General features: G+C 71.7%; 11 protein-coding genes. 6 read left to right on the plus strand and 5 right to left on the minus strand.

Annotated features, from left to right (window positions below; translation table 11 throughout):
- Positions 1-175: 175 nt before the first annotated feature.
- Positions 176-1225 carry a class I SAM-dependent methyltransferase gene (locus tag AC0NH5_RS00120; RefSeq protein WP_474398378.1) on the minus strand — a complete coding sequence of 350 codons (1050 nt, stop codon included), beginning with the start codon at positions 1223-1225 and terminating at the stop codon, positions 176-178.
- Between the two features lie 83 nt (positions 1226-1308).
- On the opposite strand from AC0NH5_RS00120, the gene AC0NH5_RS00125 reads away from it, so the two are divergent.
- Together AC0NH5_RS00125 and AC0NH5_RS00130 are read left to right on the plus strand one after the other, a co-directional pair.
- Complete coding sequence (locus tag AC0NH5_RS00125; protein WP_474398381.1) at positions 1309-2208, plus strand: NADP-dependent oxidoreductase; 900 nt, start codon at positions 1309-1311, stop codon at positions 2206-2208.
- A 79-nt stretch (positions 2209-2287) separates the two neighbouring features.
- Positions 2288-3040 carry an SGNH/GDSL hydrolase family protein gene (locus AC0NH5_RS00130; protein ID WP_474398383.1) on the plus strand — a complete coding sequence of 251 codons (753 nt, stop codon included), beginning with the start codon at positions 2288-2290 and terminating at the stop codon, positions 3038-3040.
- 12 nt (positions 3041-3052) lie between these two features.
- On the opposite strand, the gene AC0NH5_RS00135 is transcribed toward AC0NH5_RS00130, so the two are convergent.
- The 3 genes from AC0NH5_RS00135 to AC0NH5_RS00145 all read right to left on the minus strand — a co-directional run bounded on the left by AC0NH5_RS00135 (position 3053) and on the right by AC0NH5_RS00145 (position 6363).
- Positions 3053-5098: a peptidoglycan recognition protein family protein gene (locus AC0NH5_RS00135; protein WP_474398386.1), complete on the minus strand. Its 2046-nt coding sequence runs from the start codon at positions 5096-5098 to the stop codon at positions 3053-3055.
- A 114-nt stretch (positions 5099-5212) separates the two neighbouring features.
- On the minus strand, positions 5213-5704 hold the full coding sequence (locus tag AC0NH5_RS00140; RefSeq protein WP_474398387.1) for a TspO/MBR family protein: 492 nt from the start codon (positions 5702-5704) through the stop codon (positions 5213-5215).
- Between the two features lie 20 nt (positions 5705-5724).
- Complete coding sequence (locus AC0NH5_RS00145) at positions 5725-6363, minus strand: TetR/AcrR family transcriptional regulator (protein WP_474398389.1); 639 nt, start codon at positions 6361-6363, stop codon at positions 5725-5727.
- A gap of 53 nt (positions 6364-6416) precedes the next feature.
- Between AC0NH5_RS00145 and AC0NH5_RS00150 the strand changes: the two genes are divergently transcribed.
- Both AC0NH5_RS00150 and AC0NH5_RS00155 read left to right on the plus strand, forming a co-directional pair.
- Positions 6417-7997, plus strand: coding sequence for a CocE/NonD family hydrolase (locus tag AC0NH5_RS00150; RefSeq protein ID WP_474398391.1), 1581 nt, complete (start codon positions 6417-6419; stop codon positions 7995-7997).
- Between the two features lie 114 nt (positions 7998-8111).
- The gene (locus AC0NH5_RS00155; RefSeq protein ID WP_474398393.1) at positions 8112-8258 is read left to right on the plus strand and encodes a hypothetical protein; all 147 of its coding nucleotides are present in this window, start codon (positions 8112-8114) and stop codon (positions 8256-8258) included.
- 54 nt (positions 8259-8312) lie between these two features.
- Here the strand turns inward: AC0NH5_RS00155 and AC0NH5_RS00160 are convergent, their stop codons facing one another.
- Positions 8313-10028 carry a glycoside hydrolase family 13 protein gene (locus tag AC0NH5_RS00160; protein WP_474398396.1) on the minus strand — a complete coding sequence of 572 codons (1716 nt, stop codon included), beginning with the start codon at positions 10026-10028 and terminating at the stop codon, positions 8313-8315.
- An 82-nt stretch (positions 10029-10110) separates the two neighbouring features.
- Here AC0NH5_RS00160 and AC0NH5_RS00165 point away from each other — a divergent pair, with 82 nt between their 5' ends.
- Entirely contained in the window at positions 10111-11112 is a 1002-nt protein-coding gene (locus tag AC0NH5_RS00165) for a glycosyltransferase family 4 protein (protein ID WP_474398399.1), read from the plus strand.
- 159 nt (positions 11113-11271) lie between these two features.
- On the plus strand, positions 11272-12426 hold the full coding sequence (locus AC0NH5_RS00170) for a glycosyltransferase (RefSeq protein ID WP_474398400.1): 1155 nt from the start codon (positions 11272-11274) through the stop codon (positions 12424-12426).
- The last annotated feature ends 51 nt before the right edge of the window (positions 12427-12477 follow it).

A 12477-nucleotide genomic window follows, 5' to 3' on the forward strand; every position in this document is an offset into this window, starting at 1 on the left:
TGGCCGGCTGCCAGGGCCGTCCCTTCGCTTCGGACCGCCTTCGAGCTTGCACTCACGGCGTGCTCGTCGGTTGGTTCCCAGTGCGTCCGGACGTGTCGCCTGCGGTGGGCTTGTGCCTCCGGCGGGAAATCTTCAAGCCTCTGGGATGGGGGACGCCATCCCGTCGTCCGTCGGGTCAGTGGAGGTGATAGAAGCGCCAGAAGTCGTTGTCGATGTCGAGCACCTCCGGGTGCCCGAAACCGGCGGCACGGGCCCACCCGAGCAGCGTCGGGGCACGCAGAACCGTGCCGTTGGCGACCACCGGGTTCTCGGCCCGGGTGGCGGGGAGGCAGTGCAGGACGCTGAACGCGTACTGCAGGCGCTCCACCTCACCGGCGGGCGCGGTGAACGTGTCGGCGACCCGCTCGTCGGCGACGAAGACGCTTCCGCCGGCCCGGAGCAGCGACCGGGCGTTGCGCAGCACTCCCACCGGATCACCCATGTCGTGCAGGGCCTCGAAGATCGTGACCAGGTCGAAGGTCCCGTCGAGCCGGCCGGCCGCGTCCGCCACCACGAAGCTCACCCGGTCGGCGACTCCGGCCGAGGCCGCCACCTCCCGTGCCGTGGCCACCGAGTCGGGGTCGAGGTCCACCCCGCGCACCGTGATCGACGGGTAGGCGAGCGCCATGGCCACCGACGAATATCCCATTCCGCATCCCAGGTCGAGCACCCGTGCCGGCGATCGCAGGGCGGCGTCGACGGCGGGCACCGCGGGCAGCCACGCCGTCGTCAGCAGGTGGTCGAACATCGGCCGGTTGAAGCCCGCGATCCCGTGGCGCACGTGGCCGTACGCCGAGTAGGGCACGCCTTCGCCGGTGCGGAAGGCGTCGATCACCCGTGGGGTGAGCAGCGCCGCGCCGAGGGCGAACTCCGTCGCCGCCCCGGCGTAGGCCGGCCCGCCCTCGTCGAGGAGCACCTCCGCGACACCGGGTGCCAGGGCGAACGACCACACCGGCGGCGAAGGGAGCGGGGACGCGGTCAGGAACCCGGCCGCGGCCTGCTGTTCCAGCCACTCCTGGGCATATCGTTCGTCGATTTCGGCGGCCTTGGCAAGCTCGGCCGGGGTGAGCGGGCCGTTCCGCAGGGCGGCATAGAGCCCGAGCCGGCGGCCCACCTCGACGGTGAGCAGTTCCACCGCGCCGGTGAGGGCGCCGATCAGGCGTTCGGCCAGTACGTCAGCAGTCATGCGGGACACCCTGCCCGGCTCCGCGTGCACGCCGGGTGCAGAGCGCTTGACCTCAACTTGAGTTCAGCTTGCAGGGTGTGCGCATGAGAGCTGCTGTCTTCGACAGGTACGGTCCGCCCGAGGTGTTGCGCATCGCCGAGCTGCCTGATCCGGTGCCCGGCCCGGGCGAGGTCCTGGTCCGGGTGCGCGCGGCCGGGGTGCAACCCTTCGACGTCGCCGTGCGCACCGGCACCATGTCCTGGATCCGAGCGGCCTTTCCGCAGCAGGTCGGCCAGGAGTACGCGGGCGTCGTGGAACGGGCCGGCCCGGATGTCGCCGATCTGGAGCCCGGCACGCCGGTCCTCGGTTCGACGATGCTGAACGCGGTGGCCGACCTGGTCACCGTCAAGGCGGAGAACGTCGTCCGTAAACCGCCGGAGCTGGACTTCCCGACCGCCGCGGGCCTGGTGGCGGCGTCCCAGACAGCGAGCGGTGCCCTGCAGGAGCTGAAGGTCACCGGGGACGACGTCGTCCTGATCCACGCCGCCGCCGGCAGTGTCGGCACGATCGCCACCCAGCTGGCCAGGATCACCGGTGCCACGGTCGTCGGTACCGCGAGCCCGGCCAACCATGAGTACCTCAGGACTCTGGGCGCGGTGCCCGTGTCGTACGGACCGGATCTGATCGAAGCCGTCCGCGCCACCGGGCTGCAGCCGACCGTCGCTCTCGACGCCGCCGGCGGGGAGGCGATCGGCCAGTCCGTCGCTGTCGGTATCGCGCCGGACCGGGTCGGCACCATCGTCGACGACGTGGCCGCCGCCGAGCACGACGCCCGGGTGGTCCGCGCCGGCCGTTCCCCGCAGCGCCTGGCCACGGTGGTCGACCTCGCCGCCCGGGGCCGGATCGTGCTGCCGGTCCGCGTCTTCGGACTGGAGCGGATCGCCGACGCCCATGCCGTCGTGGAGTCCCGCCACGGCCGCGGGAAGGTGGTGCTGACCCTGTGACGGGAACATTTCAGTAGCCGGCGGTTGCGGAAGTGGATCAATCGGTCAGTGCCCGGCGACCGCCGACGAAACGCCGGGCATGCGCTTGATGAGGCACTTCACCGGAAACGGCCCGGCCCCGATGCTCGCCGCCGCAGCGATGGCCCTCGCGATCGCCCTGTCCTCGGGCGCCGAGGCGGTGGCCGGTCCCGGCCCGGCCAGGGACAACGCGATCCGGATCATGCCGCTCGGTGACAGTCTCACGTTCGGCAAGGGCGACCCGTCCGAGAACGGCTACCGGCGTGACCTCTACGCCTGGCTCACCGAGTCCGGTGTCCGCACCGACTTCGTCGGCTCGCAGCGCAACGGCACCGGAGGCGACCTCGCGCACGAGGGTCACCCCGGCTGGCGGATCGACTGGATCACCCGGCACGTCGACGAGTGGATGCTGAGGTTCCAGCCGCAGGTCGTCCTCCTCGACATCGGCACCAACGACCTGCTGCGCAACCGGGCCGCCGGCGCGCCGCAGCGTCTCGCGGAGCTGGTGGACCGGATCGTCACCGCCGACCCGGCGGTCCGGGTCGTCCTGGCGAAGCTGCTGGTGGTGCCGGGCCGGCACGAGAAGGAGTTCCGCTCGTTCAACGCCGCGGTGACCCGGTTGGCGGCCCGCTATCCCGGCCACGTCACGCTCGTCGACATGTCGCGGATCCCGGCCCGGAACACCGTCGACAACGTGCACCCGAACGTGCTCGGCTATCGGCAGATGGCCTACCAGTGGTATCAGGGCCTGCGCGGGGCCCTGCCGACCAGCCGCACGCTGGCGCCGGTGCCCAGCCCGTTCGTCGCCGGGTGAGCGCGGCCACCGTCAGCGCAGGTAGGCGAGCCCGTCCAGGATGACGGGGCCGAGCGCCTGCACCCGGACGGTGTGCTCGCCACCGGTGGCCCAGGACCGGGTCCACACCGCCTGACGGTATTTCGCGGTCGCCGAGCGCAGATCCACGATGCCCGCGTCCTGCCCGTCGACGAAGATCCGGACCCGGCCGGACGACGCGGTCCGCCCGGTCACCAGGGCCGCCGAGCGGCCGGTGAAGGTCCAGCTCATGGTCGGGCCGGCGGCCGAGGTGGCGGCAGCGACGCTGCCGAGGTGGCCGGGGTCGCGCAGGGTGCGCCACGTTCCGGTCCGTGCGGTGCCGGCTTCGGACGACACCACCGGGGTACGCGTGACCGAAGCGTTCCGCAGGTTCCCCGCCGGGTCGGCCACCGTGACGGTCCACGCGCCCGCCTCCCCGGCGCGGGTGGTCGCGTTCAGGGCCCGGGCGGTTCCGCCCAGCACGGCCCGGGACGTGCCGGTCACGCGGACCGAGCGCAGCCCGTTGGGGTCGGTGGCCGCCCAGCCGAGGCGTACCGGCACCGAGGTGCTCAGCGTCCCGGCCCGCAACGTCACGGCGGGTGCGCTGGTGAATGCCGGCGGCACCGCGTCCGAGACCACTCGTGCGCTGGTCACCGTGGTTCGCCCGGACAGGTGCACGGCTTTGACGGCGACCGTGTGCGTCCCCGGGGTGAGCCGGATCCGTGCGGTGCGGTGACCGGCCGGGGTGGCGGTGAGCATCCGCCCGTCCAGCCAGACCTCGAACCGGTCCAGCATCCGGGTGGCGGTGCTGAGGTTCCAGAGCGGCCGCAGCAGTCCCTTGCTGTGGTACCTCCCGGCGTACGCACTCGCGCCGTTGAGCCGCGCGTACCGCAGCCCGGCCGGCGCGGCGCCGGCCAGCGCGCGGATCGACGGCAGCTGGGCGTAGAGCGCGTTGCCCGGGCACTCGGTCTTCCCGGTGTCCCGGTGCCCGGCGATCCGGTGCAGCACCGCCTTGCGCCCGACCGGGAACCGGTCGCTGCCGCCCGAGGTCAGCACCACCCGGCCGGCCGGCGGGCTGCCCCAGGCGCCCAGCTTGTACGCAGCGAGCTGCGCCACCGAGGCGCGGGCCGCCGCCGGGATCTGCACGCCGCCGAAGTTGCCGATCACCGCGATGGCGCTGGCGTTGTCGTTGAACCCGAGCGTGTGCGCGCCGAGCACCGACCGGTGCACGCCGCCCGCGCGTCCCTCGTAGATCCGCCCGCACTTGTCGACCAGGAAGTTGTAGCCGACGTCGTTCCAGCCCTTGCTGCGCACCTGGTAGGTCTGGATGCCGCGGAGCACGCCGGCGGCCTGGGCGCAGGAGTAGTCGTTGCCGGTGGCGGTGTGGTGCACGAACACGACCTGGATCCCGCCGGTGTATGCGGGACGTTCCTTCACGATCGCCTCGTTGGCGCCCCAGCCGGCCCGGGTCACCATCCTCGGCACCGGGCGCGGCGGCAGCCCCGGCGCCCGCTTCGGTTCCGCCGTCACGTCCCGGCGGGCCGCCACCATCTCCGGCCGGCCCCCGCCGTCCCGGACGTCCGGGTTGACCAGATCGACCCGCAGTCCGGCCGGGAGCGGCCGCCCGGCGGTGACCATCCGGGCCTGGATCCCGTCGGACGGACCGACCCAGAGCGGGTCGCTGGCCCCGCGCACGTGCGGGCCGCCGGCCCCGCCGGAGGCGTCCGGGTTGTCGGTCTCCAGCAGCTTCCAGGACGTCCACCGCCCGGTGCCGATCGAGCGGGTGCGCACCTCGATGGGCCCTTCGGCCTCCGCGCGCGGGTCCGCCCACGTCACGCCGACCAGGCTGAACGGCCCGGTGTCCCGGCGCGGCAGTTCGGCCGTGCGGACGCCGCCGCTCTGTTCCGCGATCAGGCGCAGGTCGCCGGACCGGGGGCCGGCCGATGCGAGCGGGAACGTCTGCAGCGCCGCCGGCGCCGGTTCCCCGGCTGCTTGTCCGGCGTAGAGGCCGGTCAGGGCCAGGGTGGCGGTGAGCGGTAGGGCGAGCCGGTTGCGGCGCATGGAGAACTCCCCGGCCACCGGCGGAAGGCGTCATTTCGGGCGGACCGGCGGCCATGTGACACCTTGCCGGGACCGTGATCCACCCGTGGCGAGTTTTGCGAAAAATCCTCTGATTTATTGGTTCGCGAGCCAAATGGCCGCATTCAGCGCCGTCGCGTAACTCACCCACACCCAGTACGGCAGCAGCAGCGCCGCGGCCGGGCGGGACACCGGCCGGAACTTCCACACGGTGATCCCGATCAGGACCCAGAGAACCACGATGTCGAGCAGGGCGAGGCCGTACTGACCGAATCCGAAGAAGATGGGCGTCCAGATCGCGTTCAGCGCCAGCTGCGCGGCGTACCAGTTGAGCGCGGGCGTCCAGCCGGCCCGCCGCCAGACCAGCCAGCCGCTCACCGCGATCATCACGTAGAGCACCGTCCAGACCGGCCCGAACAGCCACGACGGCGGCGCCCAGGCGGGACGCTCCAGCGCCTGGTACTCCGAGGCGGTGCCGGCCACCCCGAGCCCGCCGAGCAGGGCGGCGAACGCGGCCGCGGCGCCGAACCCGGCCAGCGCCAGCCACGGGTTGACGGAGCGGCCCGGACGCACCACGTGACTGGTCATGCGGTTCGGGTACCCCGGGATCAGGGGAACGAATCCGCCGCCTGCCGGACCAGGCCGGTGATCACCCAGTCCGCGACCCGGGCGAAGTCCGGCGCCGGGCCGCCCGCCCCCTCGGCGAAGACCGCGGCCAGCCGGGGGAACCCACCGCTCGTGATCACCTCGCCCAGCTGCGTGGCCTGCTCGGCCCCGGTCGGGTCCCCGGCCAGCTCGCCGGCGACATAGGTGGCGACGAAGCCGGTCAGCATGCCGAGCAAGGTCATCCGGGTCATCCCGGGCAGTCCGGCCGGCTCCAGCGCGCCCAGCCCGTGCTCCAGATAGCCGATCAGGTTGCGGCCGGTCAGCGCCCGCCCGGCCAGGGCGCCGGGCAGCCACGGGTGCCGGCGCATGAGGTCGCGCTGGGTGCAGACCAGGGCGAACACGTCGGCGCGCCAGTCACCGGTGAGCGCGGGCAGCTCCGGCTCGCCGGCCACCGCGTCCACCATCAGGTCGATCAGGCGCTCCCGGTCCGGCACATAGGTGTAGAGCGACATCGCGCCCGCGCCGATCTCCGCGGCCACCCGCCGCATGGTGACGGCGTCCAGCCCGTCGGCGTCGGCCAGCCGGATCGCGGCGTCGACGACCTGCTCACGTGTGTACGCCGGAGGACGACCTCGAGCCATGTGACATCTCCTGTTACTATTTTCGGTACAGCGTACGAAAAAGGGAGCCGGACATGCGCAGACTGCCCTTGCCCCTCCGATTGATGCAGCGCCGGGCCCGCAGGGGCCCCGCCGCACGCTACGACGTCGCCTGGGAGCCGGCCGTGCCGGTGCCCGGCCCGGCCGGGAAGCTGCTCACCGACCACTACGCGCCGATCACCACCGAGCCGTGCCCGACCGTCCTGCTGCGGGCGCCGTACATCCGGGCCGGCTTCCCGTTCAACTGGCTCTACGGCCTGCTCGTCGCCGAGCAGGGGTTCCACGTGCTGTTGCAGACCACCCGCGGCACCGGCGGCTCGGACGGCGAGTTCCACTCCTGGGGCAACGAGACGGCCGACGGCCTGGCCGCGGTCGAGTGGATCCGCAAGCAGGAGTGGTTCACCGGCGACCTGTTCACGCTCGGCGCCAGCTACACGGCGTACACCCAGGCCAGGCTCGCGGAGAACCCGCCACCGGAGTGGCGCGCCGCGATCGTGCAGCTGGCGCACTTCGACCCGCACCGGTTCTTCTGGTCGGGCGGCGCGTTCGCCCTCGAACGCGCCCTGGTGGGCGGGATGGGCCTGTTCGACGGTGCCGCGCAGACGCTCTGGACCAACGTCAAGGCCATCGCCCGGCTCCAGCGGCACCTGAAGCGGACCCTCTTCGAGGTGCCGTTGTCCGAGAGCTATCAGCTGCTCTACAAGGGCCGGCGCCCGGAGTTCGAGCGCTGGCTGTCCTCGCCGGACGCCGCCGACGAGAAGTGGGCGGGCGCCGACGGCACCGCGGCGATCTCCGCGGTGGAGATCCCGGTGAGCCTGAGCGCCGGCTGGCACGACCTCTCCACCGATCAGGTGATCGACGTCTATCAGCGGCGCCGCGCCGCCGGGCTGCCGGTCGACCTGCTGATCGGCCCGTGGACCCACACCAGCGCCCTGGAGCAGGGCTGGGCGGAGGTCTTCGGCCAGACGATGCGCACGCTGCGCGGCGAGACGCCGGCGCAGCCGGTGCGGATCCACGTCGGCGGCGCCGACGAGTGGCGCGATCTCCCCGACTGGCCGCCGGCCGCGACCGCGCTCCGCCTGCACCTGGGTGAGCAGACGTTGCAGTCAGACCCAGGACCGAATTCGACCACTTTTCGGTACGACCCACAGGATCCGACCCCGAGCATCGGCGGAGCTCTGCAGTCACCGACCCAGGGCACGCGCGACAACGCGCCGCTGGAGAAGCGCCCGGACGTGGCCGTCTTCACCGGACCGGTGCTGGACGAGGCGGTCGAGGTGATCGGCGAGGTGCACGCCGAGTTCGACGCGACCACCACCGCGGTCAGCGGCGACCTGTTCGCCCGGCTCTGCGACGTCGACCCGTCCGGAAAGTCGATCAATGTCTGCGACGGCCTCACCCGGTTCACCGGCGACAGCCGGGTCGCCGTGGCGATGGGCTCCACCGCGCACCGGTTCCGGCCCGGGCACCGGATCCGGCTGCTCGTCGCGGGCGGGGCGCACCCGAGGTTCCTGCGCAATTACGGCACCGGCGAACCGCCCGGCCCGGCCACCCGGATGGTCGCGACCGAGACCACCGTCCGGCACACGTCGGTTCTGGTGCTCCCGGTTGTTTAGCGCTCCTCGATGCGGGGGTAAGGCGTCGCCGCCCCCATCTCGCGTGGTGATCCGCCGATGCGCCGAGCGTCGGCGAATCACCACGCGAGCACTTCCCCACATCGAGGAGCTCTCATGTCCCTTCCCGGCCTCTTCTACATCATCGCGGTCATCCTGCTGATCCTGGCGGCGTTGCCGATCAGCACCCGCGGTATCAGCCTGGCCCTGCTGGGCGCGGCCTTCGCCCTGCTCGGGTTCTCCTGGGACACCATCACGGCCTGACCGTTCTGCTCCTCCGTCACCGTCACGCGGTGGCCGTGGTGCTCACAGCCACCGTCACGCGGTGACCGTCCGGCGGTAGACGACGGCCTGCCACGGGCCGAGAGTGAGGTCCACCGGCGCCGGTTCCACGTTGGTCAGCAACAACTCGGCCGACGACCAGGCGCCCGCGTCCTCGATCTCGGCCCGTACCGTCTCCCCGGTGAAGTTGCCGATCACCAGCAGTTCGGTGCCGCCGAGGCACCGGGTGAAGGCGTAGAGCCGCTCGTCCTCGGGCAGCAGCATGGTGAAGTCACCGCCGGCCACCGCCGGCTCGGTGTGCCGCAGCTCGATCAGCTTGCGGTAGTAGTGGAAGACCGACTCGGGGTCGGCCCGCTGTGCCGCGGCGTTGATCTCGGCATGGTTCGGGTTCACGGCCAGCCAGGGCGTGCCGGTGGTGAAACCGGCCTGCGGCGAGCCGTCCCACTGCATCGGGGTCCGCGCGTTGTCCCGGCCGCGGGCCCGCAGGACGGTCAGCACCTCTTCGGCGGAGCGCCCCTCCAGTTCGAGGGCCTGCCGGTACTGCCCGAGCGCCTCGATGTCGCGGAAGTCCTCGATCCCGCCGAACGGGTAGTTCGTCATCCCGAGCTCTTCGCCCTGATAGACGTACGGCGTGCCGCGGTGCAGGTGCAGCACGGTGCCGAGCATCTTCGCCGACGCCACCCGGTACGCGGGGCTGTCGTCGCCGTACCGGGAGACGACCCGCGGCTGGTCGTGGTTGTTCCAGTAGAGGCTGTTCCAGCCCAGGTCGGCGAGCCCGGCCTGCCATCGCCCGAGGATCGCCTTGAGCTGGGTGAGCTGGAGCGGCATCAGCAGCCACGGGTCGGGTCCCCGGTCCACCCAGACGTGGTCGAACTGGAAGACCATGTCGACCTCGTGCCGGTCCGGGTCGGTGTGCAGCCGGGCCTCCGCCACCGTGACACCGGGCATCTCACCGACGGTCAGCAGACCCTCCCGGCCGGCGAAGACCTCGCGGTGCATCTCCTGGAGGAACTCGTGCAGGCGGGGACCACCGATGAAACCGGCCGAGCCGTCCGCGTACGCGGCGCCGGCGCTCAGCCGCCCGTCCGGCAGGGAGCCGTCCGGACCGACCGCCTTGGAGATCATGTTGATGACGTCCATCCGGAAGCCGTCCACCCCGCGGTCCAGCCACCAGCGCATCATGGCGTAGACAGCCTGCCGGACCTCAGGGTTCTCCCAGTTCAGGTCCGGCTGCTTGGGTGAGAACAGGTGCAGGTAGTACTCGCCGGTCTTCTCGTCGTACTCCCAGGCCGGCCCGCCGAACACGGAGCCCCAGTTGGTCGGCTCGGCCCCCGGCGTCCCCGCCTGGATCCCGGCCCGCGCCGGCCGCCACCAGTACCAGTCCCGTTTCGGGTTGTCCGGTGACGAGCGGCTCTCCAGGAACCACGGGTGCTCGTCCGAGCTGTGGTTCACCACCAGATCCATGATCAGCTTCATGCCGCGCTCGTGCACGCCGGCCAACAGCTCGTCGAACGTCGCCAGGTCACCGAAGGCCGGCTCGATGTCCTGGTAGTCGCTGATGTCGTACCCGTTGTCGTCCTGCGGCGAGGGGTAGATGGGGGACAGCCACAACACGTCCACACCGAGCTCGGCCAGGTGGTCGAGGTGGTCGATGATGCCGCGCAGGTCGCCCATGCCGTCGCCGTCGGAGTCCGCGAAGCTCCGCGGGTAGATCTGGTAGACGACCGCCTTCTTCCACCACGAATCCGTCATTCGTCTTCTCTAACACGAGAACGGGGCCGGGACCGGGCATGCATACTGACCACGTGGTTATGACCAGAAATTCTTTTTTGTCATGAAGGTCGCACTGTTGGGGCCGATCGCCTGGCGTACGCCGCCACGGCACTACGGCCCCTGGGAGTTGATCACCAGCCTGCTGGCCGAGGGGCTGACCGCACGGGGCGTCGACGTCACGCTCTTCGCCACCCTCGACTCGGTCACCGGAGCCACCCTCGACGGCGTCGTGCCGACCGGGTACGAGGAGAGCGACGAGATCGACGGCCGGGTCTGGGAGGCCATCCACGTCAGTCACGCGCTGGCCCGCTCCGGCGAGTTCGACCTGATCCACAACCACCTGGACTGGCTTCCGCTCGCCTTCTCCGCGCACTGCCGGGCGCCGATGCTCACCACCGTGCACGGCTTCTCGGGGCAGAACATCCTCCCCGCGTACCGCCGGGCCCGGTCGCACTTCGTCTCGATCTCGGACAGCGACCGCTCCCCCGACCTGGACTATCTGGCCACCGTCCACCACGGCGTCGACCTGTCCGGGCTCCCGGTGCATCCGGACGGCGGCGACGACCTGATCCTCTTCGGGCGGATCCACCCCGACAAAGGGACCGACATCGCCATCGAAATCGCCCGCCGGGCCGGCCGGCGTCTGGTGATGTGCGGAATCGTGCAAGATCGTGAGTTCTTCGCCGAACGCGTGGAACCGCACGTCGACGGCGACCGGGTGGTCTATCTCGGTTCGATCGGGCCGGACGAGCGCGGAACCATTCTCGGATCCGGCGCCGCGCTGCTGCACCCGATCCGGTTCGCCGAGCCGTTCGGGCTCTCCGTGGTCGAGTCGATGGCCTGCGGCACGCCGGTGGTCGCGTACCGCAGAGGGTCGATGCCCGAGGTGGTCGACGAGGGGGTGACCGGCCGCCTGGTCGACACGGTCGACCAGGCGGTCGCCGCGGTCGAGCGGATCGGGGAGATCGACCGGGTCGCCTGCTCCGCGCGTGCCCGGCAGCGGTTCTCGGCCGACCGGATGGTCGACGAGTACCTGACGATTTACCGAAAAATCGTCAGCTGATTAGGTAGATCTTGTTAACGTCGCAATGTGAATTGCGCGTTAACCGGGCCCTTTTTTCGGACCGTCTCCGCGCCGTTCTCGCGCGGTTTACGACACCGTGCCCGCGCGCGCTGAGTCCGTGCTGCGGATAGGCAGCCGGCCGAGGAGAAAGGCCCTGTCATGCCCGCGACATACGGGTTCCTGAGCACTTATCCCCCCACCCAATGCGGTTTGGCGACATTCAATGCCGCACTGGCGACACATCTCACCGCCGGCGCCGCCGGCTCCGGTGTGGTGCGGTTGCTCGCCGGCGACAGCGCCGGCGGAGGGATCGCTCTGGACCGGGCCGCGCCCCGCGTCGTGCACACCTGGCACACCGACCGGCCCGGCGGCTGGGTCGCCGCCACCACCGCCCTCAACCGCTTCGACGTGGCGATCGTGCAGCACGAGTACGGCATCTACCCGGGCGACGCGGGCGCCGAGATCCTGCCGGTGCTGCGCGCCCTGCGAGTGCCGGTGATCGTCGTGCTGCACACCGTGCTGACCCACCCGGACCCGTTGCAGCGCAGCGTCCTGGAACAGATCGGCGCGGCCGCCGACGCCGTCGTCACGATGACCGACACCGCCCGGTGCCGGCTCACCACGCACTACGACGTCGACTCCCGCAAGATCACGGTGATCCCGCACGGCGCCGGCAGCCACGCCGGTGTGCCCCGCGAGGACCACGACCGTCCGCACCTGCTCACCTGGGGACTGCTCGGGCCGGGCAAGGGCATCGAGTGGGCGCTACGGGCGCTCGCGCTGCTCGGCGACGTGGCGCCGAGCCCGGTCTACACAGTGGCCGGGCGGACCCACCCCAAGGTGCTGGAACAGCAGGGCGACGTCTACCGGGACTCGCTGAAGGCGCTCGCCGAGGAGCTGGGCGTCGCCGACCAGGTGCGCTGGTCGGACGTCTATCTGGAGGCGGCCGACCTGTCCCGGCTGATCCGCTCGGCGGACGCCGTGGTGCTCCCCTACGACTCGACCGAGCAGGTCACCTCCGGGGTGCTGATCGAGGCGGTCGGCGCCGGGGTGCCGGTGGTGGCCACCGAGTTCCCGCACGCCGTGGAGCTGCTGGCGGACGGGCCGGGGCTGCTCGTACCACATCAGGATCCGGAGGCGATGGCGATGGCCGTCCGCCGGGTGCTCGCCGAGCCCGGTCTGCCCGGCCGGCTCACCGGCCTGGCCGGCGGCCCGACGCTGCGCTGGCCCGCGGTGGCCGCGCGCTACCAGTCCCTGGCGGCCCGCCTGGTGGCCGGCCGCCGCCCGCTGGCCGCCGCCACGATCCCCGCATGAGCACTTTCCGGCGTGGTGACTCGGCATCCGGAGCGCACCCCACGAACCAGC

The sequence above is a fragment of the Actinoplanes sp. 13 genome, from assembly GCF_056134165.1.

Bases quoted from the DNA above. Each gene is read 5' to 3' on its own strand.
- AC0NH5_RS00130 (WP_474398383.1), top strand. From the start codon at position 2,288: ATGCGCTTGATGAGGCACTTCACCGGAAACGGCCCGGCCCCGATGCTC.
- AC0NH5_RS00150 (WP_474398391.1), top strand. From the start codon at position 6,417: ATGCGCAGACTGCCCTTGCCCCTCCGATTGATGCAGCGCCGGGCCCGC.
- AC0NH5_RS00165 (WP_474398399.1), top strand. From the start codon at position 10,111: ATGAAGGTCGCACTGTTGGGGCCGATCGCCTGGCGTACGCCGCCACGG.
- AC0NH5_RS00140 (WP_474398387.1), bottom strand. From the start codon at position 5,704: ATGACCAGTCACGTGGTGCGTCCGGGCCGCTCCGTCAACCCGTGGCTG.
- AC0NH5_RS00125 (WP_474398381.1), top strand. From the start codon at position 1,309: ATGAGAGCTGCTGTCTTCGACAGGTACGGTCCGCCCGAGGTGTTGCGC.
- AC0NH5_RS00170 (WP_474398400.1), top strand. From the start codon at position 11,272: ATGCCCGCGACATACGGGTTCCTGAGCACTTATCCCCCCACCCAATGC.
- AC0NH5_RS00145 (WP_474398389.1), bottom strand. From the start codon at position 6,363: ATGGCTCGAGGTCGTCCTCCGGCGTACACACGTGAGCAGGTCGTCGAC.
- AC0NH5_RS00155 (WP_474398393.1), top strand. From the start codon at position 8,112: ATGTCCCTTCCCGGCCTCTTCTACATCATCGCGGTCATCCTGCTGATC.
- AC0NH5_RS00160 (WP_474398396.1), bottom strand. From the start codon at position 10,028: ATGACGGATTCGTGGTGGAAGAAGGCGGTCGTCTACCAGATCTACCCG.
- AC0NH5_RS00120 (WP_474398378.1), bottom strand. From the start codon at position 1,225: ATGACTGCTGACGTACTGGCCGAACGCCTGATCGGCGCCCTCACCGGC.
- AC0NH5_RS00135 (WP_474398386.1), bottom strand. From the start codon at position 5,098: ATGCGCCGCAACCGGCTCGCCCTACCGCTCACCGCCACCCTGGCCCTG.